Annotated in this window: 19 protein-coding genes; 6 read left to right on the top strand and 13 right to left on the bottom strand. The window is 71.5% G+C overall.

What is annotated here, in order from left to right; translation table 11 throughout:
- Positions 1-167: 167 nt before the first annotated feature.
- The gene (locus tag AA23TX_RS22300) at positions 168-575 is read right to left on the bottom strand and encodes a hypothetical protein (RefSeq protein WP_155544808.1); all 408 of its coding nucleotides are present in this window, start codon (positions 573-575) and stop codon (positions 168-170) included.
- A 44-nt stretch (positions 576-619) separates the two neighbouring features.
- Positions 620-1,087 (bottom strand): MarR family winged helix-turn-helix transcriptional regulator, encoded by a 468-nt coding sequence (locus AA23TX_RS22295; RefSeq protein WP_155544807.1) that lies wholly within the window; start codon positions 1,085-1,087, stop codon positions 620-622.
- 89 nt (positions 1,088-1,176) lie between these two features.
- Here AA23TX_RS22295 and AA23TX_RS22290 point away from each other — a divergent pair, with 89 nt between their 5' ends.
- Both AA23TX_RS22290 and AA23TX_RS22285 read left to right on the top strand, forming a co-directional pair.
- A complete protein-coding gene (locus AA23TX_RS22290; RefSeq protein WP_155544806.1) occupies positions 1,177-1,821 on the top strand; it encodes an NADPH-dependent F420 reductase in 645 nt (214 codons plus the stop codon).
- Between the two features lie 77 nt (positions 1,822-1,898).
- The gene (locus tag AA23TX_RS22285; RefSeq protein WP_155544805.1) at positions 1,899-5,348 is read left to right on the top strand and encodes a ricin-type beta-trefoil lectin domain protein; all 3,450 of its coding nucleotides are present in this window, start codon (positions 1,899-1,901) and stop codon (positions 5,346-5,348) included.
- Here the strand turns inward: AA23TX_RS22285 and AA23TX_RS22280 are convergent.
- Positions 5,332-6,384, bottom strand: a complete 1,053-nt coding sequence (locus AA23TX_RS22280; protein ID WP_155544804.1) for an NAD(P)-dependent alcohol dehydrogenase — start codon at positions 6,382-6,384, stop codon at positions 5,332-5,334. The genes AA23TX_RS22285 and AA23TX_RS22280 overlap by 17 nt on opposite strands.
- Positions 6,385-6,480: 96 nt before the next feature.
- On the opposite strand from AA23TX_RS22280, the gene AA23TX_RS22275 reads away from it, so the two are divergent.
- Entirely contained in the window at positions 6,481-7,068 is a 588-nt protein-coding gene (locus tag AA23TX_RS22275) for a TetR/AcrR family transcriptional regulator (RefSeq protein WP_155544803.1), read from the top strand.
- Here the strand turns inward: AA23TX_RS22275 and AA23TX_RS22270 are convergent.
- The 6 genes from AA23TX_RS22270 to AA23TX_RS22245 all read right to left on the bottom strand — a co-directional run bounded on the left by AA23TX_RS22270 (position 7,030) and on the right by AA23TX_RS22245 (position 11,334).
- On the bottom strand, positions 7,030-7,851 hold the full coding sequence (locus AA23TX_RS22270) for a helix-turn-helix domain-containing protein (protein WP_155544802.1): 822 nt from the start codon (positions 7,849-7,851) through the stop codon (positions 7,030-7,032). The two genes, AA23TX_RS22275 and AA23TX_RS22270, sit on opposite strands and share 39 nt — an antisense overlap.
- Positions 7,844-8,413 (bottom strand): carboxymuconolactone decarboxylase family protein, encoded by a 570-nt coding sequence (locus AA23TX_RS22265; protein ID WP_155544801.1) that lies wholly within the window; start codon positions 8,411-8,413, stop codon positions 7,844-7,846. The genes AA23TX_RS22270 and AA23TX_RS22265 overlap by 8 nt, the downstream gene beginning before the upstream one ends.
- Before the next feature lie 199 nt (positions 8,414-8,612).
- Positions 8,613-8,987, bottom strand: a complete 375-nt coding sequence (locus AA23TX_RS22260; protein ID WP_230862665.1) for a putative quinol monooxygenase — start codon at positions 8,985-8,987, stop codon at positions 8,613-8,615.
- 80 nt (positions 8,988-9,067) lie between these two features.
- Entirely contained in the window at positions 9,068-9,784 is a 717-nt protein-coding gene (locus AA23TX_RS22255; protein ID WP_155544800.1) for an alpha/beta fold hydrolase, read from the bottom strand.
- Positions 9,785-9,891: 107 nt separating this feature from the next.
- On the bottom strand, positions 9,892-10,842 hold the full coding sequence (locus tag AA23TX_RS22250) for a GlxA family transcriptional regulator (RefSeq protein WP_230862664.1): 951 nt from the start codon (positions 10,840-10,842) through the stop codon (positions 9,892-9,894).
- A 9-nt stretch (positions 10,843-10,851) separates the two neighbouring features.
- Entirely contained in the window at positions 10,852-11,334 is a 483-nt protein-coding gene (locus AA23TX_RS22245; RefSeq protein ID WP_155544799.1) for a nitroreductase/quinone reductase family protein, read from the bottom strand.
- 95 nt (positions 11,335-11,429) lie between these two features.
- On the opposite strand from AA23TX_RS22245, the gene AA23TX_RS22240 reads away from it, so the two are divergent.
- On the top strand, positions 11,430-12,047 hold the full coding sequence (locus tag AA23TX_RS22240; protein ID WP_155544798.1) for a TetR family transcriptional regulator: 618 nt from the start codon (positions 11,430-11,432) through the stop codon (positions 12,045-12,047).
- 21 nt (positions 12,048-12,068) lie between these two features.
- Here AA23TX_RS22240 and AA23TX_RS22235 read toward each other — a convergent pair whose 3' ends face one another.
- Positions 12,069-13,208 carry a serine hydrolase domain-containing protein gene (locus tag AA23TX_RS22235; RefSeq protein ID WP_155544797.1) on the bottom strand — a complete coding sequence of 380 codons (1,140 nt, stop codon included), beginning with the start codon at positions 13,206-13,208 and terminating at the stop codon, positions 12,069-12,071.
- 193 nt (positions 13,209-13,401) lie between these two features.
- Between AA23TX_RS22235 and AA23TX_RS22230 the strand changes: the two genes are divergently transcribed.
- Positions 13,402-18,306 carry an RHS repeat-associated core domain-containing protein gene (locus AA23TX_RS22230; protein WP_155544796.1) on the top strand — a complete coding sequence of 1,635 codons (4,905 nt, stop codon included), beginning with the start codon at positions 13,402-13,404 and terminating at the stop codon, positions 18,304-18,306.
- Positions 18,307-18,411: 105 nt separating this feature from the next.
- Here the strand turns inward: AA23TX_RS22230 and AA23TX_RS22225 are convergent, their stop codons facing one another.
- Positions 18,412-19,173, bottom strand: a complete 762-nt coding sequence (locus tag AA23TX_RS22225) for an alpha/beta fold hydrolase (RefSeq protein ID WP_155544795.1) — start codon at positions 19,171-19,173, stop codon at positions 18,412-18,414.
- Between the two features lie 74 nt (positions 19,174-19,247).
- Positions 19,248-19,856 (bottom strand): TetR/AcrR family transcriptional regulator, encoded by a 609-nt coding sequence (locus AA23TX_RS22220; RefSeq protein WP_155544794.1) that lies wholly within the window; start codon positions 19,854-19,856, stop codon positions 19,248-19,250.
- Between the two features lie 148 nt (positions 19,857-20,004).
- Between AA23TX_RS22220 and AA23TX_RS22215 the strand changes: the two genes are divergently transcribed.
- Positions 20,005-21,033, top strand: coding sequence for a helix-turn-helix transcriptional regulator (locus tag AA23TX_RS22215; protein WP_155544793.1), 1,029 nt, complete (start codon positions 20,005-20,007; stop codon positions 21,031-21,033).
- Here the strand turns inward: AA23TX_RS22215 and AA23TX_RS22210 are convergent.
- Positions 21,030-24,725: a S8 family serine peptidase gene (locus AA23TX_RS22210; protein ID WP_155544792.1), complete on the bottom strand. Its 3,696-nt coding sequence runs from the start codon at positions 24,723-24,725 to the stop codon at positions 21,030-21,032. The genes AA23TX_RS22215 and AA23TX_RS22210 overlap by 4 nt on opposite strands.
- Positions 24,726-24,785: the final 60 nt, after the last annotated feature.

The following is a 24,785-nucleotide window of genomic DNA, read 5'->3' as shown; positions in this document are numbered from 1 at the left end:
CAAGCCCACCGGCACCCACGGGTCGTGCCGTTCCGGGCGCCCGGCGAGAGGGCCTCGCTCGCGACACTGCGCGAGAACCTCGGCCCCGTCTACCTGGCGGGCGACTACCAGCTCGACGTGCCGTCACTGGCCGACGCGGCCAACTCGGGACGACACTGGCCGGCAGGTCATAGCTGATAGGGATAGATCGTGATCTTCTCGGGTCCGAGGTGGACCTCGACCCATGCACCGGCCATCCCCGGCGGCAGGGCGTCGACGTGGCCGAGGTCGATCACCGCGTCAGCCAGCTCCAGGTGCGCGAACGGCTGCGCCGCCTCGATTCCGGTGAGACCGAGCCGCCCTCGGCAGAAGACTGCGTGTTCGTCCTGGCGCAGGCACGGTTCCTCCACGGCGACCGGCAAGCAGTTGGATCCCCACCGGAACTCCTCGTCCAGTTCCCACTCGACGTGGTGTTCGCCCGCTGCCGCCTCCAGGTTTCCGGCCCAGCAGGCCGACACGGTCCCGATCGGGGTCCGCAGGGTGACCAGCGTGACATCGTCGGGAGTCCGGGAGAGCCGCTCCACCTGAACCAGCACCGGACCATCATTCCGTACGGCAGCGAAAGGGTTTCCGTACGGCCTCAGCGCTGCGGGTCCTGCGCCGCCAGGCGTTTGCGGACCTTGTCGCTGATCGCCGTGAGCGCTTCGAGCTCGGCCGCCGTCAGGTGGTCGACGACCACCTCGCGGATGTCCGCGACGTGCTGGGGTGCCGCCGCCTCGATCAGCTCGATGCCCTTGACGGTGATGGCGATGACCGAACCCCGCTGATCGGTGTCGCACTGTTCGCGCCGCACCAGGCCGCGTTTCTCCATGCGGGTCAGGTGCTGGGACAAGCGGCTCTTCTCCCAGCGCAGCAACCGGCCGAGCTCGAACGCCCGCAGCGGATCCGCCGCCTCCGACAGGTGGGCCAGCACCTGGTAGTCGCCCTGGGACAGACCGCACCGGTGCCGGAGCCGGCGGTCGATGAACTCCGCCAGGCCCTCCTGCATCGCCATCAGGCTGCGCCAGGCCCGCTCTTCCCGGTCGTCCAGCCACCGCACCTCGGTCATGACCGCCACTGTACCCATTTGGTTGACACGTTAACAAATTGCGGCGTAGCTTCGGGTTAACACGTTAACCAAATGGTCAGGGAGGCCGGATGAAGTTCGGGATGATCGGGGCCGGGACGCTGTCCCAGGCCATCGCCAGTCACCCGCTCAAGGCCGGCCACGAAGTGGTCTTCAGCAACAGCCGGGGGCCGGACAGCCTCACCGAGCTGGTCGAACGGCTCGGCCGGGGCGCCTCGGCCGGCACCGTCGAGGAAGCGGGCGACGCCGATTTCGTCGTCCTGGCCGTGCGGTGGAACCGGATCCGCGATGCTCTGCGCGCGCTGCCGTCGCGGCCGGGCCGCGTGCTGATCGACGCGACCAACCAGTGGGCGGAAGCGCCACCCGCCGCCGTCCCCGAGCTACTGGACGTCGGCGGCAGCGAGCTGGTCGCGTCCCTGGTGCCGGACGCCCACGTGATCAAGGCGTTCGACAACCTCTTCGGCCCGGTCATCGCGGCCGACCCGGTCACTCCGGCGGGCCGGCGGATCCTCTTCTACGCCGGTGACGACGCGGACGCGAAGTCCGGTTTCCGGGCGGTGGTGGAGGAATTCGGCTTCGCGCCGGTGGACCTCGGACCGCTGACGATGGGCCGGCTCATGCAGATCGACGGCCCGCTGACGGGTCTGCACGCGGTTCGCGAGGACGCACCGCAGGCGGTTCCCGCTCGTCGGGAGGATGCGGCATTCGGCGGCTGACTTGTCTTGTGGACAACGTTGACAGTGGGTGTGCGGAATCGCCGGTTCGAAGCGTGGACAAGGGAGTGCGCGTGTCGATGAAGACGATCCACACCGTGGTGGCGGTCCTGACGAGCCTGGTCACGGTCGCGGGCACCGCGGCCGCGCAGGCCCCGGCGACCCGGCTCGCGGACCAAGCCGTCGTCCTGGACGGCCACGCGCGGTTCGATGTGCTGACGCCGACGCTGATCCGGCTCGAGTACGCCGGTGACGACCACTTCCAGGACCAGGCCACCTTCACCGCCGTCAACCGGTCCATCCCCGCGCCCAGCTACACGACCACGGTCAGCGGCGGGTACCGCGAGATCCGGACCGCGAGCCTCACGCTGCGGTACCGGCAGGGCAGCGGCCCGTTCACCCGGGACAACACCTCCGTCCAGCTCACGACGACGAACGTCACCGCCGCCCCGCTGTTCCCGTCCTACTGCGCCTTCGGCATGGCGTGCGAGGCCGAGAACGGCATCCCGGGCGGCTCGGCGTCCACCGCCTACGACCACACCGGCAACACCGGCTCGGGGTTCCTCGCCGGGTTCGAGTCCACCGGCGCGTCGCTCAGTCAGGACGTCTCCGCCGTGCCGTCGGCCGGGCAGTACAAGCTGACGGTCCGCTACGCGAACGCCCAGGGCGGCGACGGCCAGACCACCACGCGCACCCTGTCCACCACGGTCAACGGCGCCCCCGGCCCGAAGTTCAGCCTGCCGCCGACGTCTTCCTGGAACACCTGGGCGACGGCGTCGGTGACGGTCCCGCTCAACGCCGGGACGAACTCCGTCCGCATCGACCGGAAGTCCGGCGACTCGGGCAACGTCAACCTCGACAGCCTCGCCGTCACCACGGCCGCGGCCGCCTACCCCGCCGCCGACTCCTCGCTGCTCACCACCGCCTACGGCGCGGGCCCGAAGTCCGTGCTGGGCGGCTGGGACCGGTCACTGGACAACCCGGAAGCCGTCCCGACACCGCAACACCCCGGCCTGCTCGATCGCGACGGCTGGTACCTGCTCGACGACACCCGTTCCGCCGTGCTCAACGCCGACCGCACGGTCACCGACCGGCCGTCCCACGGCACGCAGCCCTACCAGGACGGCTACTTCTTCGGCTACGGCAAGAACTTCAAGCAGGGCCTGGCCGACCTCAACGCGCTCACCGGCGGCACGGCGCTCTTGCCGCGCTCCGCCTACGGCGTCTGGTTCTCCCGCTACTTCGCCTACTCCGACAACGACTACCGCACGACGCTGCTGCCGAAGTTCCGCTCGACGTTCACCCCGATCGACTGGCTGGTCGTCGACACGGACTGGAAGTCGCCGTCGCAGTGGAACGGCTGGAACTGGAACAGTGCGCTCTTCCCCGATCCGCAGGGTTTCCTGAACTGGACGAAGCAACAGAACCTCGCCGTCTCGCTCAACATCCACACGTCCATCGCCGGCAACGACCCGCGGTTCGCGACGGCCAACGCCACGGCGGGCGGCCTGATCCCCGACGGCTCGAACTACGTCTTCGACTGGTCGAACCCGGCGCACCTGCGCTCCTACTTCGACCTGCACAAGCCCTTCGACGCCCAGGGCGTCCGGACGTGGTGGCTGGACTACTGCACCGGCTGCGGCCGCTCGACCGCCTCCGACCCGGGCGTCGCCCCGGACAACTTCATCAACCAGGCCTACGCCGACCACGCCGCGGCGCAGGGCCTGCGGGGCTTCTCCTTCGGCCGCATCGGCGGCGCCGAGCAGGGCGGCATCCACAGCAGCTACCCGCTCGGCCCCTGGTCGGAACGCCGCACCACGCTCCAGTTCACCGGTGACACGCCGCTGAGCTGGGACATGCTCGCCTACGAAGCCCACTTCACGCCGGACGAGGCGGCCGCCGGGCTCAGCAACATCAGCCACGACATCGGCAGCTTCCACGGCGGGCACCTGCCCGACGAGCTCTATGCCCGGTGGCTGCAGCTGGGGACGTTCCAGCCGGTCGACCGGCTGCACTCCGACCACGGCGACCGGCTGCCCTGGGACTACCCCGGCGCGGCGGGCGACAGCGCGGAGAAGTTCCTGCGGCTGCGCGAATCGCTGGTCCCCTACACCTATACGCTGGCCAAGCAGGCGAACCAGACCGGCGTGCCGATCACGCAGCCGCTCTACCTGAACTACCCGGACCAGGACGCGGCCTACACCCACCCGCAGGAGTACCTGTACGGCGACAACGTCCTCGTCGCCCCGATCACCACGGCCGGCGGATCGGTGTCGGCGTGGATCCCGCCGGGCACCTGGACCGACTACTTCACCGGCACCGTCTACACGGGACCGTCGACAGCGACGATCACCAAGCCGCTATCCGAGATGCCGGTGCTCGTCAAGGCGGGTGGCATCGTGCCGATCCGCACGAACTACGTCGACAACGCCGCCGCACCACTCGACCAGCTGACGCTCGACGTGACCGCGGGCGCCGACGGCACCTTCTCGCTCTACGAGGACTCCGGCGAGGGCGCCGGAGCGTCGTCGACCACCCGCTTCGGCTGGCAGGACGCGGCGAAGACGCTCACTGTCGACCCGGCATCCGGTACCGCACCGGCCCGCGCCTACACCCTCCGGCTGGCCAACTCCGCCGCGCCCACCGCCGTCTCGGTCGACGGTCAACGGCTGCCCGAGACGGCGTGGTCGTACAACACCAACTCCCGTACGGTCACGGTGACCACGGCGAGCCTCGCCTCGACCGCCCGGCACACGGTCACCCTGACCGGCAGCGCCGCCGGCAACCCCGCCGCGGGCCAGGTGAACGGCCGCGGCGGACTGTGCCTCGCCGTCCACAACGGACAGACGGCCGACGGCACCGCGCTGGAGCTGGCCGCGTGCGACCACTCGGCCGGACAGCAGTTCGCCCCGCCCGCCGGCGGCGCGGTGCGCGTCTCGGGCAAGTGCCTGGACGTCGCCGGCGGCTCGACGACGGCGGGCACGCCGGTCCAGCTCTACACCTGCAACAGCACGTCCGCGCAGGTGTGGACCCTGACGACCGCGGGCCGGCTGATGAACTCCGGCCGCTGCCTGGCCGCCACGGCGGCCGGGGACGGGATGCGCCTCGCCGACTGCGCCGCCACCGCCGACCAGGTGTGGCGCTTCCCGCCGGCCCCGCTCACCGGCCCGGCCGGGCTCTGCGCCGACGTCGTCGACGCCTATCCCGCGTCGGGCACCGCGGTGCAGCTCTACGGCTGCAACGGCAGCGACGCCCAGCGGTGGAGCGCACCGGGCGACAGTTCCCTGCGCACGCTGGGGAAGTGCCTCGACGTCGTCAACGGCGGAACGGCGAACACCACGCCCGTGCAGCTGTGGGACTGCAACGGATCCGCCGCACAGCAATGGACGTCCGGCACGGACGGGACGCTGCGCAACGTCGGCTCGGGACGCTGCCTCGACGATCCGGACAACGCCGGCAAGCCCGGCGACCGCCTCCGGATTTACGACTGCAACACGACCACCGCGCAGCGGTTCACGCTGGGGTCGTGACTCGGGCCAGGTCCGCCAGGTCCAGCACGAAGCGGTAGCGGACGTCGTTGCGCCGCAGGCGGTCGAAGGCTTCGTTGACCCGCGCCGACGGGAGCACTTCGACGTCCGCGGTCACGCCGTGCTCGGCGCAGAAGGCCAGCATGGCGGCGGTCGCGGGCACCCCACCGCTGCCGGCTGACGTCAGCTTCTTGCGCCCGACCAGCAAATCCATCGTCCGCACGGTGACCGGCCCGAGGTGGCCGACCTGGCTGAGCGTTCCGTCCATGGCGACGAGCCCCAGGTACGGACCGAGGTCGTGCGGTGCGGAGATGGTGTCGACGACGACGTCGAACCGGTCCCGGGCGGCGGCCAGCTGGTCCGGGTCGGTCGAGACGACGACGTCCCGGGCCCCGAGCTTGCGGGCGTCCTCGGCTTTGCCCGCCGATCGGCTGATGACGGTCGTTCCCGCGCCCAGCGCCACGGCGAACTTGACCGCGAGGTGCCCGAGCCCGCCCAGCCCGGCGACGGCGACCCGCGTGCCCGGCCCCACGCCGAGGCTGTGCAGCGGTTCCCAGACGGTGATCCCGGCGCAGAGCAGTGGCGCCGCGCCGGCCGGGTCGAGGCCGGCGGGAAGGCGGTAGGCGAAGCGTTCGCGGACGACGTACTCCCGGGCGTAGGCGCCCGCGGTCGTCGAGCCGTCGCGCCGGTCGGTGCCGCCGTAGGTCAGGGTGGGGAACTCGCGGCAGAAGTTCTCCTGCCCGGCTTCGCACATGACGCACTCGCCGCACGAGTCGACGATGTTGCCGACGGCCACCGGGTCGCCGGCCGCGAACCGCGTGACCTCGGACCCGGCTTCGGTCACGACTCCCGTGAACTCGTGGCCCGGCACGAGGAGGCCGCCGGCGTGAGCGTCGAGGGAGTGGACGTCGGTGTGGCACACGCCGCAGTAGTCGACCCGGATCGCGATGTCGTCCGGGCGGAGGTCCCGGCGTTCGAGGCGCAGCCGCCGCAGCACCGCGGCTTCGCCGTCCACTCCCCAGCCCACTGTCTCCCGCATACCGGCTCCTTTCCAAACAGACTGTTCGGTCTATTTCACCGTAGACACCCTCTCGTCAGAAAGCAAACCAACTGTTCTGTTTGGTAGGCTCGCCCGATGGCCGACCACCCCTTGACCGCCCGCGGCACCGCGACCCGCGACCGCATCCTCGAGGTGGCGACCCAGGAGTTCGCGGAGCACGGGATCGCGGGCGCCCGCATCGAGCGGATCGTGAGCACGGCGCGCACCAACAAGGCGCAGCTCTACACGTACTTCGGCAGCAAGGACGGACTCTTCGACGCGATCTTCTTCGCTTCGCTGGAGCGGATCGTGAACGTCGTCCCGATCGACGCCACCGACCTCGCGGACTGGGCCGTGCGCCTCTACGACGAGTACCTGCGCCGCCCCGACCTGATCCGCCTGGCCACGTGGGCCCGCCTGGAACGGCGCCCGGCCGGCCACCTCGTCGCCGACGCCGACCGGCTCGACGACCGGAAGCTCTCGGCGATCACCGAAGCGCAGGCCGCCGGGCTCGTGCGATCCGGCGACCCGTTCGACATCATGGCCGTGGTCATCGCCATGTCGATGGCGTGGTCACCGGTCAGCAACGTCTACGCGGCGACCGCGGACGAGCCCGCGGACCGGCACGACGGACGCCGCGCGCTGCTACGGGAGACCGTCCGCCGCGCGGTGATGACCGGCTAGTTCACGGGCTTGCTCCCGGGTTTCGTCGTTCATCGGGAAGAAGCACTCGATCCGCAGTTCCTGGAGCGTCACGTCCTGCGGTGTGCCCAGGGTGGTCACCATCGAGAAGTACTCGAACCGCCGGTCACCGCGCTCGTACCGGATCGGCACGATCGGGAGGACCGGCGCGGTCACGTCCACCACCCGCAGGTGCGAGGGCACGCCCGGGTAGTCCAGCACTTCGTCGAGGATCAGCTGGGCCCGCTCGTCCGCGGCCCCGCCGATCGCCTCGCGCCGCGCGCGTCGCACCAGCGCCTCGGCGACCTCCAGCCAGTTCGTCACGTGCTGCCGCACCCCGTCCGGGTGAAACATCCGGCGAAGCACGTTCGCCGGCCCCGGCGGATTCGCCGGCTGTCCGTCCTGGAGGTAGGCGAAGAAGCGGCGAGCGGCGGTGTTGGTGTGCCGGATGTCCCAGCTGCGGTCGATCACCAGAGCCGGGAACGGCTCCTGCTGGGCGAGAACGGTCTCCAGCGCTTCCCGCACCGCGGCCAGTTCCGGTGCGTCCAATGCGGACTCCGGGTACTCGGGCGAGAATCCGGCGCTGAGCAGCAGGGTGTTGCGCTCCCGCAAAGGAACGTCGAGCACCTCCGCCAGCTTCAGCACCATGGCACGGCTCGGGTTCGCCCGCCCCGTCTCGACGAAGCTCAGGTGGCGGACCGACACGGCGGCCTCGGAGGCCAGAGCCAGCTGGCTCAACCGCCGGGCACCGCGCCAGTGTTTCAGCAGAGGACCGACGTCAGGCACCGGCCGAGTATCCCGCCTTCCAGGCGTGCGGCGCCACCGCGTCCTCCAGCGGCGGCCGGGTGAAGTTGGCCGTGTAGTTGGTCATCGCCGAGATCGCCACCGCGGTGATCACCTCGAACACCTGCTCCTCGGTGAAGCCCGCCGACCTGAACGCCGCCACCTCGGCGTCGTCGACGTGCCCACGCTGCTCGATCAGTGACCGGGTGAACGTGGAAAGTGCCGCCATCCGCCGGTTTCCGGGCACCTCGCCCTGCCGGATCGCCTCGACCACGGCCGGCTCGACGCCGTCCTGCGAGGACTCCAGGGTGTGGAAAGCCACCGCCCATTCGCTGCGGTTGGCGACCGCGTTGGACAGCAGCAGGACCTGCCGCTCGTCCGGCCCGAACGTGCCGCCGCCCCGGAAGTGGCCGAAGGCGGAGAAGAAGGTGGTGATCAGCGCCGGCGAGTTCGCCATGAGGCCCGCGCCGGCGGGAACGAAGCCGAAAGCGCTTTCGAGGACCTTGAGCGGCTCCTTCGCGGCCTCGGGGGCGGTGTCGGCGGTGTGGATCCGGTAACTGGTCATGGTCCGAGTCTGCGGCAGTCACCGCACCGAACCAATTCCCTCGGAGGTAAACATCGACTGTCTCCGGTGCCCGGCGTTGCCTGGCGCCGGGCACAACCCTCCGCAGGAAGCGCCGGAGGAGTTCGCCGACGCGGTCGCGTCGCTCCTCCGGCCTCCCGTCGGATGACCCCCCGTTCGCACCGGAAAGCCCGAGCGTCGGTCACTGCGCGGTGAAGACCTGCTTGCTCAGCAGGACATCGACCTTCTGAACGTGCGCCGGCGCGGCGAGGATGTCGTTCATCCGCTCGACGTCGCGGAAGATGTCGCCCCCGCCGCCGTCGACGTGCGCCTGCCGGCCGACGATGTCCGGGAACACCTCGAAGATCGCGAAGGTGGTCGGCGAGGACTGCACCCCGTACCAAGGCCCGGTCGCCGGCTCACCCTCGACGTGGCCGAGGATGTCGGCAAGCATCTGCCGGACTTCGGCGACCTTGTCCGGTTTGGCCTCGATGTGAATGTAGAAGGCTTTCGTGCCGTCTTCCCCGTCGCGTCCCGTCATCACGACGCCCGCGTGGGGTTCGTTGTGCTGCGTCACGTGAGATCTCCTTTACCGGCTGATGGGTACGAAGGTAGCTCGCAGCCGGATCTTCGTCGGCGACCGTGCCGCGAAACGGCTTACCCTACCGAGGGGCGATCTCGGCTCGCCGCGTCGAGGATGGCCTTGGCCACCACATCGGGGTGCACCAGCGGGACGGCGTGGGTGGAGTCGACCTCGACGACGGTGGAGCCGGCCCGCTCGGCCATCCACCGCTGGGCCTCGGTGGGGATGGAACTGTCCTGAGTGGACACCACCGCCCACGACGGCAGCGTGTGCCAGCTGGCAGCGGCCGAAAAGCTGCCTTCCAGGGTGACCGGATCGAACGGCTTCTGGGCGGCGGCGAGGATCTTCCGGTCCCGCGCACCGGCGTCGCCGGCGTAGACGTCGGCGAACTTGTCCGGCCGGAGGTAGATCTCCGCGCCACCCGGGTACTCGCGCACGACCAGGTTGTCCGGGATGAGCAGGCTGCCCGGGAACTTCCCGTTCAGCGCGCCCGCCGTCTCCCCCGCGTCCTGCTGGAACGCGGTGACGAACACCAGCGACCGGACCGCCGCCGTCAACGCCTCCGGAGCCGAGATCACCGACCCGGCGTAGGAGTGCGCGGCGACCACGAGGGGGCCGTCGAGGGTGGCCAGGAACTGCTTGAGGTAGGCGATGTCACCGTCGAAGTCGCGCAGGGGCAGGGACGGCGCGATGACGGGGTACCCCGCGTCCTGCAGGCGCACGGAGACCCGGCGCCACACCGAGGCATCGGTCAGGGCGCCGTGGACGAGGACGAAGGTCGGCTGGTTCATGGGTTCGCTCTCCTGAGGTCGAATCGGTCTGACACCGAGTCTCGCCTCGGGGGACACCCTCGGACAGTGGCAGTACTGCCGACTAACGAAACGTTCCCGCCACCCGGTCAGGCGCGGTCGAAGGTGAACGCCTTCCGGTGCTCGCGCGGAGAAACGTTCGTCGCGCGCCGGAACTGGACCCGCAGGGTGGTCGCCGTGCCGAACCCGACCCGGCGCGCGATGTCCTCGACGGAGAGCTCCGAGCTCTCCAAGAGCTCCTTGGCCCGGGCGATGCGCTGGTCGCGCAGCCAGGTCAACGGCGGAAGGCCGGCCTTCTCCCGGAAACGCCGGTGGAACGTCCGCTCCGACATGGCGAACCGGGTGGCCACGTCCTTCACCGACAAGTTCTGCTCCAGCGACACGAGCATCCACTGCTGGGCCCGGGCGATGACGTCGTCACCGGGCGGGACGACCGCCTTCTCCACGAACTGCCGCTGGCCGTCGGCCGGCCGCGGCGCCATGACTATGCGCCGCGCGACGTGCCGCGCGGCCGCCGGTCCCAGGTCGGCGTTGAGCAGGTGCAGGCACAGATCCACCCCGGCGGTGACGCCGCCCGAGGTCAGGACCGAGCCGGTGCCGGCCACGAGTACCGACTGGTCGACCGTGATCGCCGGGAACCGCTCGGCGAGCGCCGCGCACAGCGACCAGTGCGTGGTCACGGTCAGCCCGTCGAGGATCCCGGCCCGCGCCAGTGCGAACGCGCCGGAGCAGATGGACACCATCCGGACACCTCGTCGATGCGCTCCCACCAGCGCCCGCAGCAGCGAACCGGGCAGCTCACGGTCCGCCGCGTCGGCATAGCCGGGCACGACGATCGTGTCCGCCCGGCGCAGCAGCTCCAGCCCGCCGTCCGGAACCACCGACGTCCCGCCGGCCACCGGCACCGCTCCCCCGCCGACGGACACCGTCACCAGGTGGTAGGCCTCCGACGCCTCCCGCCCGAAGACGTGGACCGGGATGGCGTAGTCGAGCGGCAGGACGTCCTCGAGCAGGACGACCACCATCCGGTGCCGGGTCATGGCAGTATCCTAGTGGTGCGTGGCACTACTGCCAGAGTGGTCCGGCGCCGGTTCGAGCACGATCACCGGAATCCGCCGATCGGTGCGGTTCGCGTACGTCGCATACGGCCGGTACAACGCGACCAGACGTGACCACAACGCCTCTCGTTCCGTCCCGTCCGCGAGCCGCGGCCTGACGCGGCGGCGTACACCGCCCGGAAGCTCGACCTCGGTGCTGTCCATCGCCATGAGGTTGTGGAACCAGTGCGGGTGCGCGTCGGTGCCGCCCTTGGATCCGACGACGACGAGGTTCGGCGCGTCGTCGAGGTAGATCAGCGGGTTGGTCCGGGCCTGCCCCGTCCGCCGGCCGACGTGGTCGAGCAGCAGGACCGGGGCGCCGAAGTAGGTGGCGCCGACCCGGCCCCGCGTGGCCGAGAACAGGGCTTTGTTGAGGCGGGCCAGCCGGCGCTGGATCGTCCACCACGGCGATGAAGACGAAGGTGCTTTGACCATGGATTCATGGTGGCACGGCACGCCATTTGTCACAAGCTGCCATTTGTCAGGGACTGACTAGTGGCAGCGACCGGCGCAGCCCGTATGCTGGCCTGATGACCGGTCCGGGCCTGCGAGAGCGGAAGAAACAGCAGACCACGGACGCTCTCGTCGACACGGCGTACGAGCTGTTCCGCCGGCGGGGCTACGACGCGACGACCGTCGACGAGATCGCGGCCGCCGTGAACATCTCGCCCAGGACGTTCTTCCGGTACTTCGCGTCCAAGGAAGACCTCGCCCTCGCCCCGCTCGACCAGCAGCTCACGGAGATGATGACGGCCCTGGCCGCGCGCCCGGCCGCGGAGCCCGTGATCACCGCCATCGAGAACGCCGCGGTCGAAGTCATCCGGACCTACGAAACCGGCGGGGATCCGGGCAAGGGGAACCGCCACCGGAGCATGCAGGACCTGGTGGCCGCCACTCCCGCGCTCATGGCCGCCTGCCTCGGACGCAGCACCGGCCGCCTGGACGAACTGGCGGAGCTCCTCGCCCGGCGGCTGGGGGTGGACGCCCGCCTCGACCCGCGTCCGCACCTCGTCGCGTCGATCTCGCTGTGCGCGGTCCGGACCACCGTCGGTGCCTGGCAGGAGATCCATCCCGGAACACCGGTCTCGGAACTCGTCCACCAGGCGTTCGGACTGCTCACCAAGGGCTTGAACCACTCGGCGGAATAGCCGAAGGCGCGGCGTGCCCGATCAGCCCAGCGCGTCGTAGATCGCCTGGACGTACGTGCCGCTGCGGTCGGAGCCGATGACGCCGGGGGCCATCCGGTTCATCATGTACGCGATCGTCAGCCGCCGGTCGAGGTCCGTGATGATCATCGAACCGCCCCAGCCGCCCCAGAAGCAGATGCGGCCGTCCGGGATCCACGGCACCGTCTCGCGCAGGGGCAGCCCGTAGCCGATTCCCCAGCGCAGCGGGACACCCAGCCCGAGGTCGACGCCGTTGGCCTGCTCCTCGAAGATCAGGTCGATCGTGCCCGGGCCGAGCAGGCGGACGCCGCCGACCGTGCCGCCCAGCGCGAGCGCCGACAGGATCCGCGCGACCGAGCGCGCGTTGCCGTGCCCGTTCACCGCGCCGAGTTCCGCGCGGCGCCACGCCGGCGTGTTGGCGACCCTCGCGTCGATGGCCGGCCCGGTCAGCGTCTTGACGATCACGTTGTCCGGGCCCAGAGCTTCGAGGTCGAACTGCGCCGGCGGCGGCGGGACGACGTCGGCGATCCGGCCCCAGTCCGCTTCGGCGGCCCCGATCCGGAAGTCCGCGCCCAGCGGCCCGGCGATCTCCTCGGCGACGAACGCCTTGAGCGGCTTCCCGCTCACCCGGCGGACGACCTCGCCGACCAGGTGCCCGAAGTTCGTCGCGTGATAACCCGAAGCCGTGCCCGGCGGCCACCACGGTGCCTGCGCCGCCATCCGGGCCGTCGACGTCTCGAGGTCGTAGAGGTCCTCGACCACCGCGGGCCGCTCGAGGCCGGAGACGCCGGACGTGTGCGACAGCAGGTGCCGGACCTCGACGTCCTCCTTGCCGTTGGCGGCGAACTCCGGCCAGTACTTCGCGACCGGCTCGTGGACGTCGAGGGCGCCCCGGTCGACGAGCATCAGCGCGGCCAGGCTGGTCACGGTCTTCGTCGTCGACCAGACGTTCGTGATGGTGTGCTCGTCCCACGCGACGGTGCGGGCCTCGTCGCGGAAGCCGCCCCACAGATCGGCGACGACCTCGCCGTCGAGGTCGACGACGAGCGACGCGCCCAGCTCCTCCCCGGAGGCCACGTTCTTCTCGAGCGCGGCTCGGACGTCGTCGAAGCGGCGGTCGTGCTTTCCGTGGATTTCGGTCATGCGGGCAACGGTAAGACCTGACATTGGTGTCAGGGGCAAGGTGCCGGACCGGTTGCGTCCGCCGTTCGCCGGGTGCGTCCGCGGCCCTCCTTCTTGCCCGATGAGGCAAGGTTCGCCCCGGCGAAGGCCGGTTTCGCTAGGGTCGAGTGCTTCGACGGGGTGATCGTGAAGGTTGCTGTAGGGGGCTCGCGCGGTGAGTAATCCACTGGTTGCGCCGGTGAAGGATTCGACCACGGCCATTTCCGGGGTGTCGCTGCTGGAAAGCGCTTCCGACCTGAAGTCGGCGATCGAGAGCGGCGACTGGGCGTCCGTGGCGATGGGCGCGGTGGGGACCGCGCTCGACGCGCTGTCGATGGCGATGGACCCGTTCGGCGCCATCCTCGCCGCCGGTGTCGGGTGGCTGATCGAGCACGTCGGCCCGCTCAAGGAAGCCCTCAACGCGCTGACCGGCAACGCGGACGAGATCGCCGCGCAGGCGGAGACCTGGGCGAACGTCGCCAAGGAGCTGGGAAGCGTGTCCACCGACCTGGTGGACATGGTCAAGGCGGACCTCGGCGGGTGGAGCGGCCCGGCGGCCGACGCCTACCGCCAGCGCGCCGAAGACACTTCGACGCTGATCGCCAGCGCGCAGAAGGGCTGCGAAGGCGCGTCCAGCGGCGTGAAGACGGCCGGCGAGGTCGTCGCGGCGGTCCGCGCCCTGGTGCGCGACATCATCGCCGAACTGATCGGGCACCTGATCTCCTGGGCGTTGCAGGTGGTGTTCACCCTCGGCATCGGGCTGACCTGGGTGGTGCCGCAGGTCATCGGCGCCGTCGCGAAGACCGCGTCGAAGATCAGCCAGCTCACCACCAAGCTGGTCAAGGCGCTCAAGGCGCTGATGCCGCTGCTGAAGCGGGCCGGTGACCTGTTCGGTGACGCGGGCAAGGCGCTGAAGAACATCAAGCCGGGCAAGGCCGCGCCGGCGCCGAAGCACGCCGACATCAACGGCAGCCCCAAGGGCCTGGACGGGCCCAAGGGCAAGGGCGGCGACTCCACCAGCGCCGCCGGTGACCACGGCGGGGGCACCCCGGGCGGCCACAAGGGCGACTCCACCGACACCGCGGGCGACAAGGGCAAGGGTTCCCCGGGCAACGGCGACAGCACCGGTCCCTCCGGCGCCCACGACAAGGGCCCGGGCGGTGGCGGCGAGAAGTCCCCGGGCGGCAACGGTTCCCGGGGCAACCCCGACGGCACCACGCCGCAGGGGATCCGCGGCCAGGGCGAGAACAACCGCTCGATCGGCAACGAGGTCTGCGTGACCGACCCGGTCGCCGTCTCGACCGGGCAGATGGTGATGGAAGAGGTCGACGCCGGTCTCCTCGGCGTGCTGCCCCTGGTGTTCCGGCGGACGCACTTCTCCGGCTACCGCGCGGGAATCTTCCTCGGCGGCAGCTGGGTGTCCACTGTGGACCAGCGGATCGAGGCCGACGAGCGCGGGGTCAGCTTCGCCGCCGAAGACGGCACCCTGCTGCGCTACCCGCTGCCGGGCACGGACGACTGGGTCGTCGCCGAAAGCGGACCGCTGCGCCCGTTGAAGCGCGCGCCGGACGGCGGCTACCTGGTCGACGACCAGGAGCTGGGGCGGCTGCTCTACTTCGCGCCGGGCGGCCGGCGGGCGTTGCTGACCTCGGTGACCGACCGCAACGGCAACGCCTTCGAGATCGTGCGCGCCGACGACGGCCGTCCGCTGGAGATCCGGCACACCGCCGGGCACCGCGTCCGCTTCGAAACCGCCGACGGGCTCGTCACCGCGCTGTTCGCGGTCACCGGCGACGGCGAGGTCGAGCTGGTCCGCTACGCCTACGACCGCCGGAACCTGGTCTCGGTCACCAATCCGTCGGGGCAGCCGATGACCTACACCTACGACCGCGCGGAGCGCATCGTGGGCTGGACCGACCGCAACGGCGAATGGTTCCGCTACCACTACGACCCCGCCGGCCGCGTCGTGCGCACCGAAGGCTCGGGCGGCTTCCTGGACTGCGTGCTCGAGTACGACCCGGACAACCGCGTCACCCGGTCGACCGACGCGCTCGGCCACACCTCCGAATTCCACTACAACGAAGCCGGCCAGGTGACCCGCGAGGTCGACCCGCTCGGGCAGGCGACGGTCTCGGAGTGGGACGCCCGCGGTCACCTGCTGAGCTCGACGGACCCGCTGGGCCGCACCACCCGCTACCGCTACGACGAGCTCGGCAACCTCGTCGCCGAGATCCGTCCGGACGGCACGGAACGCACCTGGGACCGCGCCGCGGACGGCCGGACGCTGGTGCTGCACGAGGCACCCGGCGTCGCGACGCGCCAGGAGTTCGACGAGCGAGGGAACCTCGTCACGGTCGTGGCGCCGGACGGCGCGACCACCCGCTACCGCTACGACGACCGGGGGTTCACGGTCGCGCTGACCGACGCGACCGGGGCCACGGCCACCATCGTCAACGACGAGGCGGGCCTGCCGGTCGAGGTGACCGATCCGCTGGGCGCCGTCACCCGCTACGAACGGGACGAGTTCGGGCGCCTCGTCGCGATCACCGACCCCGTCGGCGGGGTGGAGCGCTTCGCCTACTCCGTCGACGGAAAGCTCGCCTGGCACCAGAACCCCGACGGCAGCCAGGACCGGTGGGTGCTGGACGGCGAGGGCAACAACCGGATGCACACCGGCGCGGCCGGCGGCGTCACCCGCTACGAATACGGCGGTTTCGACCAGCCGACGGCGCAGATCCTGCCGGACGGAAGCCGGATCTCGGTCAGCTACGACGGCGAGCTGCGGGTCGACGCGGTGACCGACGGGCAGGGCCGGGTCTGGCGCTACGAACGGGACGCGGCCGGGAACCTGGTCCGGGAAACCGACTTCGCCGGCGGCGTGACGACGTTCGGCTACGACGCGGCCGGCCGGCAGGTCGAGCGCGTCCGCCCCGACGGGCAGCGCACGACGTTCCGCTACGACCTGGCCGGCCACCTGGTCGAGCAGGTCGACGGAAACCGCACCACCCGGTTCGAGGTCAGCGCCACCGGGCAGCTGCTGTCGGCCGACGACGGCACCACGCGGATCAGCTACGAGCGGGACGCGGTCGGGCGGGTCCTGGCCGAGACGGTCAACGGCCGCACGGTGCGGTCCGCCTACGACGCCGCGGGCCGCCGGGTGCACCGGCTCACGCCGTCCGGCGCGGAAAGCGCGTGGGAGTTCGACGCCGCCGGGCTGCCGGTCGCCGCCCGGCTCGCCGGCCGGGACCTGCGGTTCGTCCACGACGCCGCGGGGCGCGAGGTGCGCCGCACCCTCGGTACCGGCGCCACCCTGGTGCAGACCTGGACGCCGAACTCGCAGCTGGCGTCCCAGGTGATCACCGACCGGGCCAGCGCCACCCGCCAGCAGCGCTCGTACGGCTACCGGGCCGACGGCGAGCTGGTCGCGCTGCACGACCAGGCGGCCGGTCCGCGCGAGTTCGGCCTCGACCCGCTCGGCCGGGTCACGGAGGTGCGTTCACCGCGCGGGTCCGAGTCCTACCGCTACGACGAAGCCGGGAACATCACCGAAGCGTCGTGGCCCACGGCCGAGCCCGACCTCGTCGGGAGGCGAACGTTCGCGGGCCCGCTCGTCACCGCGGCCGGCGGGACGCGGTACGGGCACGACCGGCGCGGCCGGGTCGTGCTGCGCGAACGCACGATGCCGGGCGGCGCGAAGCTGACCTGGCGGTTCACCTGGGACGGCGACGACCGGCTCGTCGCCGCCGGAGTTCCGGACGGCAGCACCTGGCGCTACACCTACGACGCGCTGGGCCGCCGCGTCACCAAGGAGCACCTGGCCGCCGACGGCCGCACGCCGCTCGAACGCGTCGAGTTCACCTGGGACGGGCAGCTGCTGGTCGAGGAGGCCCGGCACACGCCCGACGGCGTGCAGGCCACGGTGTGGGACTACGAGCCCGGCGACTACCGGCCGCTCGCGCAGCGCGGCCGGGCGGCCCGGCCGGGGCAGGCGTGGGTGGACACCCGGTTCGACGCCATCGTCGCCGACCTGACGGGCAGTCCCGCGGAGCTGGTCGACGACCAGGGCCGGATCACGTGGTGTGCCCGCACGAGTGTCTTCGGGGTCGGTGGCCCTTCGGCGACCCCGCTGCGGTTCCCCGGGCAGTACTTCGACGCCGAGACCGGGTTGCACTACAACGCCCAGCGCTACTACGACCCGGTGACCGCGCGCTACCTCAGCCCCGACCCGCTCGGCCTGGCGCCGGGACCCAATCCCTACGCCTACGTGGACAACCCGTTCGGGCAGATCGACCCGCTGGGCCTCGCCCCGCAGTCCTGCGGCAAGCCCAAGCTGACCATCGACACGAACGTGGGGAACAACCCCATCATGCAGTCGCCGGGTGGGGGGAAGTACAGCCAGTCCCCCGGTGGCGGCTGGTACAAGGAGTCGGCGCCGGCAGGGCCGATGAAGAACAAGAAGAACCGGCCGGCGGCGGGCATGGACAACCCCAGCTGGACGCACCAGAACATCCGGCCGATGTTCGAGGACGCCCTGGTCAACAAGCACCAGATGCCGCCCGGTCTCAAGACCGACGCGCAGAACAAGTGGATGCAGAAGAACGGCCAGTTCCAGACCTACCACCAGGACGGCACGCCGGACCAGATCGTCCCCAAGAAGAACGCCATCATGGGGCACAACAAGGCGGCGGGCACCTATTTCAACGAGACCGGGCACAAGCTGCCCATCGAGGCCAACAAGCACTACAACCGGCAGGGCAGCAGCTACGGCCAGGTCGAGTACTCGAAGAGCTCGTCGGGCACCGGCGCGCACGAGGACAAGTACCTGCCCCCGCGCCCCGACCGCGGTTCCCACCCGGGCTACACCAACCCGGCCGCGCCGGGCCACACGGGCGGTCCGTGGCCGTCGTATCCCCAGGCGCCGAACGGCCTGCCGCCGAACTCGTCGGGCATCCTGCCGGACGGCACCCCGATGCCGCACGCGCCGACCACCGAGCGGCCCCCGAACGGCCTTCCCCCGGGCCACACACCACCGGCGTCGCCCATCGACGACCGTCCGGCGAAGCGGCCGAGGTTCGGGTAGGACCGGTATCGAGGTCGGCCGGAACCATTCGGTGCGCCGGGCGCGAGCCGGGACGGCCGCTGTCGGACTCGGTGCCGCGACCACCGCGTCTTCCCGGACGGCGCCCTAACCGTCCACACGCGACCAGAACGCCGTCAAAGCGCGCGCCACCCGGTGGGGGTCCGTCACCGGCCACCAGTGGCCGACGTCGGCCAGTTCGGCGATCTCCGCGCCGGCGGCCGCGCCCGCGGAGCGGTGCTGCGCCGGCGTTCCACTGGCTTGTTCGGCGTCCGCGAGGGCGACCAGGGCCAGGCCGGGCCGCCGGCGTGCCTTCGCGAGGCCGCGGCCCGCCTCCGCCATCACCGGCTGGGCCGCCGACCGCAGCAGCGAGAGCACCGCCCGCCCCATGCCGTCGTCCATCCCGGCGGCTACGCGTTCCGCGAACGGGCCGGTCATCCCGAGCGCGGTGACGACCGCCAGCCGCTGCTCGAACGTACCGCTGAAGATCTCCTTCACCGAGGCCTCGCCCGCCCCCTCCTGCTGCCACACCTGGGCCCGCGGGTGCCAGACGTAGCCCGGGTCGAAGAGGCCGAGCGCGTCCGACGCCCAGCTGCGGATCAGGTCCGGGCGGGTCATCGCGATCTGGACGACGTGCGCGCCACCCCAGTCGTGGCCGACGAGGTCGACGGGTTCCCGGAACTGCTCCAGCCGCGCGGCGAGCCACTCGCGGTAGCCCTCGACGGTGGCGGGGAAATCGTCCGACGCCGGCACCCCGAAGCCGGGCGGGGACAGCGACACCGCGTCGTCCCGGCCGAGCGCGGCGATCAGCGGTCCCCACACGCCGGAGCTCTCCGGATTGCCGTGCACGAGTACCAGGGGAACAGCCATCATCACTCCTAAGTTGCGTGCATGTATGCAAGTAAGTGTAGCAGCGGCCGGCGCGGGAGACCACGGCCGGAAAACTACGGCGAGACAGCGAACGCCGCGCGTACCGAGCGCGTCGCTTCCCGGATGAGGGCGGGGACGTTGCGCACCGGAGGCTGGGCGATGAGCTGCAGCCCGGTACCGCGGACCAGGGCGACGACCAGCACGGCGGCCGCGGCCGGGTTCGCGTCGGGCCGGACGGACCCGTCGGCGACGCCCTGGCGGACCACGTCGGCCAGGAGCTGCCGGAAGTCGGCGTCCCGGCGGGCGAACAGCGGAGCCAGCGCGGGGTCGGCCGCGATCGCCTCGCCCCACAGCTGCAGGAACGCGCGCGCCGCCGGTGTCCGCCGCACGACGTTGCGCAGGTACGCCTCGACGATCCGCACCAGGTGGTCCAGGCCGTCGCCCTGGTAGGCGGGGACGTCGAACCGCTGTGCCTCGTCGACCACGGCTTCCAGCAGCCGCTCCCGGCTGCCGAAGTGGTGGTAGACGATGCCGCGGCTGTACCCGGCGGCCTCCCCGACCTCGGCGAGCGTGACGGCTCGGGACCCGCTGCGCGCGATGAGCGCCATCGCCGCGTCCAGCACGCGCCGTTCGGCCTCGGCGCGTCGCTGCTCCTGCGTTCGCCTGGCCGGCCGATCGGTCACGCGTCACACCCCCTGGCCGGCCTCATGGTCAACGAAGTGTGCCACGGCGTCCTCCCGCCGTCCGTTCCCGGCCCGCACCCGCGTTGTACGTTGTCAACGAGCCGTCAACGCCGATGGAGACCCTGGGGCCGCGTGGCTAGGAGGCACTGTGCTGGAAGCGCTGGGCATGACTCCCGACGAAGAACGGGTCTACCGCGTGGTCGTCGGCGGATACCGGACCGCGCCCGGCGAGATCGCGGGCAAGCTCGGCGTGGGCCGCGGCGAGGTGGAGCCGATCCTGGAGGTCCTGCTGGCGAAGGGGCTCGTCAACCGGGCCGACGGGCACTACGTGTCCGCGCCACCGGACGTCTCGCTCGGCCCGCTGCTGGTGCACGGCCAGGAGAGGCTGGAGGCCGCCAGGGCCGCGGTGACCCAGCTCGCCGAGGAGTACCGCGGCAGCGCGCGGCGACGGGACTCCGCGCAGCTCGTCGAGGTCATCACCGGGGTCGACGCGATCCGGCGGCAGGCACTGGCCATCCAGCGCGGCGCCCGCGAAGAGTCGCTGTGGTTCTGCCTGGAGGGCAACGTCGCGATGGCGGCGTCGGAGAACGTCGAAGAGGCGCTGGCGCAGGCCCGCGGCGTGCGGTACCGCGTGATCTACGAGACCGGCCTGCTCGAGGAACCCGGCCGGATCGTCAACGTCCTGGAGGGCATCGAGGGTGGCGAGATCGCCCGCTCGATCTCGAAACTGCCCGTACGCCTGGCCATCTCCGACCGCCGGGTGGCGCTGTGCCCGCTGGTCAGCCACGACAGCACGGGCGAACCCACCGCCGCGCTCGTCCGGGAAAGCAGCCTGCTGTCCGCGCTGGTCGCGTTGTTCGAGGTCTACTGGGAACGCGCGTCGCCGCTGCGGATCGGCGACACCGCGCCCACGAGCCACCTCGACCCCGACGAGCGGCGGCTGCTGTCCCTGCTCATCGGCGGCGTCAGCGACAAGTCGATCGCGACCCAGCTCGACGTCAGCTACCGGACCGTCCAGCGGCGCCTGCAGGACCTGATGCGCCGGGTCAACGCCCGCACCCGGATGCAGCTGGCCTGGCAGGCCAGCAAGCTCGGCTGGCTGGACGAGCCGAGCCCCGGGCACCTCCTGCCGCGAACCGGCGGGAGGCACCCGGAGCCCCTGAGCGAAACCGGCTAGCGCAGCCCGTACGCCCGCAGCACCGTCTGGTCCACGGCGTTGCCCGCGCTGTCGGTGGCCTGCACCCGCACCGCGACGTACTTGTTCGTGGCCCCGAGCGACGGGTGGTCGATCGTGGCCTCGTAGGACTTCCCGGTGCGTTTGACGTCGACGGCGCGCCAGGTCTTGCCGTCGTCGTAGGACGCCCAGGCCTTCATCGACCGCACGTCCGGCGCGGCCATCCCGTCCTGGAACCGCGCGGTCAGCCCGATCCCGGCCCGGCGGCCGGCCGGGAGCCGGTTGCCGGAGTCGGCGTCCACCGCGTAGTCCAGCTGCAGCAACGGAAGCAGCGCCGGTGCCGCCGATCTTGCCGAGCGGAACGTCCACGACGTCTGCGTGCTGGTACCGAACAGCCACTCCGGCGAATCGCGCCGCACCGACAGGTCGAGCCGGTAGGTCGCCGGGTCCGCGCCGGCGGGGAAGGTGCCCCACGCGTAGGGCTGCTCCGACACGAGCTTGCCGTCCCGGAACAGCTTCGCCGACGTGGTGGCCGGCGCGGCCTGGTCGTCGCCTTCGTTGAAGCCGTAGTGCCCGGCCTGGCTGTCGACGAACTCCGGGATCCGGATCCGGAGGCTGTCGCCGTCACGGGTCGAGTCCATGCCCGGCACGCCCCGCGGGATGGCGGGCCGGACGACCGGCGCGAACCAGTCCTCGGTCAGGTTTTCCTTGCCCGTGTAGGTGCGCGGCGCCGCGGTCATGCCGCCGTCGAGCGGCGACATCTCGTCCCAGACCAGGCCGTGCTTGACCCGGTGCTGCCACAGGATGTCCCCCGAGCTGACGTACTCCTCCCGGGTCGACGGCGTCGCCACGTACCGCTGGTACTCGTTGACGGCGAAGTCCTGCCACGGCTTCCACGCGAACCGCTGTTCCTTCGCCTCACCGCCGCTGCCGGCCTGCCGGTAGTGAGTGGTGACGGTCGCGGTGTTCGCCGCGGTGACCCGGTGGACGGGCTTGTCGGGAATCCGGTCGCGCTCGGTCTGCACCACGTCGTAGAGGTACGGGCTGACCGCGATCCCCTGCAGGCTCAAGAAAGCCGGGAACCGCTTGATCCGGTCCAGCAGCGCGAGCCCCTGGTCCCGGTCGAGCTGGACGGTCGGGATCGCCAGGTTGGGCGCCGCGCTGATCGACGGCACCGAGGCGGTCCCCCAGCCGTCCGGCACGACGATGAAGACGATCGCCGCCCCGGCGTCCGCGGCGGCGCGGGAGACCTCGTCGCGGTTGTAGTCCGCCGGGTCCGGGTCGACGATCGCGGCCTTCCCGCGCACGTTCTCGAAGTCCCCCGGTTTGCCGTGCCCCGCGGAGACGGCTTGCAGCAGCCGCCGGCCGTCCAGCTTGGGTGACCCGGCGAGGTAGCGGTTCGTCAGCGCGTCACGGCCGCCCAGGACGTTCACCGTCAACGGCGGTGCGATCCTCGACCAGCGGGACCCGAACTCGAAGGCGCCGGTGGTCACCTTCGGGGTCGGGGTGACGCGGAGTTCGCGGGTGTAGTCGAACTGCATGGCGTAGTTCGCGATCTTGCGCGGGCCGAGTTCCCGGTAGGTGTAGTAGCTCCAGATCCCGGCCTGTTCGGACGGTTGCGGGGTCTGGATGTCCACCTTCACCGCCTTGCGGGCGTCCAGCACGACGGTCGTGTCGCCGGTGATCCGCAGCTCCGGCAGGACGACCTGGGTGGCGGTGAGGCCGTCCCGGGTCCCGTCGACCTCGGCGGTCAGGTAGTACACGCCCGCGCCGAGCTCGACCGTCAGGCTGTCGCCGCCCAGCCAGGTGTTGACGTCGAAGCGGTAGTCCTCGCCGTACATCAGCAGCCACGGCGCGACGGTGGGCTTGCCCTGCAGGTCGAGCGCGGTGAGGGTGACCTTGTGCTTCGGCGCGGTCTTGTCCGCGCCGAGCGAGGTGTGCACCACCACGCCGTCCGCGGTCGCGGTGAGCCGTCCGCTGTAGGTGCCCGGCGCGAGTTTCGCCGGGTCGCCGGTGATCGTCACCGTCGTGCTTCCGCCGGCCGGAACGTCCACAGTGGATTTGCCGAGCCGGATCCCGTCGGCGGCGGGGACGCCGGCCAGGGACTTGGCGTCGAGGGCGAGCTTCAGCGAGACCGGCGTGGTGCCGGCGTTGGTGTAAGTGACCTGCTTGGACACCGGTGCCTTGCCGTCCTCGACCGCGCCGAGGTCGAGCGTGCCGGTGGCGAACACCTTCTGCTTCACCGCGCGGGCCACGTCGACCCGGCCGCCGCCCTGCTCGAACACCGAACGCCCGGGGGCGGTCAGGGACGTGCTGGCCAGCGCGTCCTTGAGCCGGCGGCCCGTCCAATCGGGGTGCTGCTGGGCGAGGATCGCCACCGCACCCGCGACGTGCGGCGTCGCCATCGAGGTGCCGGAAGCGGCGGTGTAGTGGTCGTCGACGACGTCGCCCATGGCGGTCCCCGCGGCGCGCGCGGCGACGATGCCGACGCCGGGCGCGGTGATGTCCGGCTTGACGGCGTTGTCGCCCAGGCGCGGGCCGCGGCTGGAGAACGACGCCAGGCTCTCGTCCCGGCCGACCGCGCCGACGGTCAGCGCGGCTTCGGCGGTGCCCGGCGAGCCGATCGTGTAGGCGCCTTGTTCGCCGTCGTTGCCGCCGGCCACCACGAAGAGCGTGCCGGTCTGCGCGCTGAGCGCGTCGAGACCGAGGCTGAGCTCGTCGGTGCCGTCGGTCGGGCCGCCACCGAGGCTCATGTTGACCGCCTTGGCGCCGGAGTGCGCCGCCCACTCCATCCCGGCGAGGACCCAGGACTCGTAGCCGAAGCCGTCGTCGTCGAGCACCTTGCCGACGAGCAGTTTCGCGCCCGGCGCGGCACCCTTGAGCCGGCCGCCCGAGGCGGCGCCGGAGCCCGCGATCGTCGAGGCGACGTGCGTGCCGTGGCCGAAGTGGTCGGTGGTGTCGGGGCTGGTCGTGAAGTTGACCGCCTCCTGCACGCGGCCGGCCAGGTCGGGGTGGGTGGGGTCGTAGCCGGTGTCGAGCACCGCGACCGTGGTGCCGGTGCCGTCGTAGCCCGCGGCCCACGCCTCGGGCGCGCCGATCTGCGGGACGCTGCGGTCGAGGGAGGCACGGACCTTGCGGTCCAGGGAGATCCGCTCGATCGCGCTGCCCGCCGACGAGGTCCAGAACGCGCCGGCGTCGGCCTTGCTGGCCCGCGCGGAACGGCCGTTGACGCTGGTCAGCGTCGCGCCCAGCTCGGCGGCGGCCGGGGCGGCTTCCTTGGCGCGGAGGTCCGCGCCCTTGCGGTAGGTGAGGATCAGCGGGAGGGTCTTCGACTGCTCGTCGGCGTACCCCTCGGCGATCAGCTCGGTGACGTCGAACAGGGTCCGGTCGACCTGCTTCGAGCCCAGCCGCGGCGCGACGTCCTCGGGGAAGACGCTGAGGTGGCCGTCGACCTCCTGCTGGTGGAACCGGATCTTCTCGCGGCCGGGCGCGGGCTGGACGGTGGCGGCCTGCTTGCCACCGGGCTGCCGTTCGACCTGGACGACGTCACCGGTGAGCAGGGTGACCGAATGACGTTCGGTGGCCGCGGGTGACGGTGCCGCCGTCGGGCCGGGGGCCGCGTCCGCGGCTCCGGCGGTGCCCGCGACGAGGGTGCCGACGCAGGTCAGGACCAGAACAGATGATCTCCAGTGCATCGCACCAGGCTCGCCCCGCCGCCGTCATCCGTCACTAGGGCGGAGGCGTCCGAATCACGA

Source organism: Amycolatopsis camponoti (assembly GCF_902497555.1).
Lineage (GTDB): Bacteria > Actinomycetota > Actinomycetes > Mycobacteriales > Pseudonocardiaceae > Amycolatopsis > Amycolatopsis camponoti.
This window is presented reverse-complemented; position numbering and strand designations above follow the sequence as displayed.

Coding starts and splice junctions, on each gene's coding strand:
- AA23TX_RS22295 (WP_155544807.1), bottom strand. CDS start 1,087: ATGACCGAGGTGCGGTGGCTGGACGACCGGGAAGAGCGGGCCTGGCGC.
- AA23TX_RS22290 (WP_155544806.1), top strand. CDS start 1,177: ATGAAGTTCGGGATGATCGGGGCCGGGACGCTGTCCCAGGCCATCGCC.
- AA23TX_RS22285 (WP_155544805.1), top strand. CDS start 1,899: ATGAAGACGATCCACACCGTGGTGGCGGTCCTGACGAGCCTGGTCACG.
- AA23TX_RS22280 (WP_155544804.1), bottom strand. CDS start 6,384: ATGCGGGAGACAGTGGGCTGGGGAGTGGACGGCGAAGCCGCGGTGCTG.
- AA23TX_RS22275 (WP_155544803.1), top strand. CDS start 6,481: ATGGCCGACCACCCCTTGACCGCCCGCGGCACCGCGACCCGCGACCGC.
- AA23TX_RS22265 (WP_155544801.1), bottom strand. CDS start 8,413: ATGACCAGTTACCGGATCCACACCGCCGACACCGCCCCCGAGGCCGCG.
- AA23TX_RS22255 (WP_155544800.1), bottom strand. CDS start 9,784: ATGAACCAGCCGACCTTCGTCCTCGTCCACGGCGCCCTGACCGATGCC.
- AA23TX_RS22250 (WP_230862664.1), bottom strand. CDS start 10,842: ATGACCCGGCACCGGATGGTGGTCGTCCTGCTCGAGGACGTCCTGCCG.
- AA23TX_RS22245 (WP_155544799.1), bottom strand. CDS start 11,334: ATGGTCAAAGCACCTTCGTCTTCATCGCCGTGGTGGACGATCCAGCGC.
- AA23TX_RS22240 (WP_155544798.1), top strand. CDS start 11,430: ATGACCGGTCCGGGCCTGCGAGAGCGGAAGAAACAGCAGACCACGGAC.
- AA23TX_RS22235 (WP_155544797.1), bottom strand. CDS start 13,208: ATGACCGAAATCCACGGAAAGCACGACCGCCGCTTCGACGACGTCCGA.
- AA23TX_RS22225 (WP_155544795.1), bottom strand. CDS start 19,173: ATGGCTGTTCCCCTGGTACTCGTGCACGGCAATCCGGAGAGCTCCGGC.
- AA23TX_RS22210 (WP_155544792.1), bottom strand. CDS start 24,725: ATGCACTGGAGATCATCTGTTCTGGTCCTGACCTGCGTCGGCACCCTC.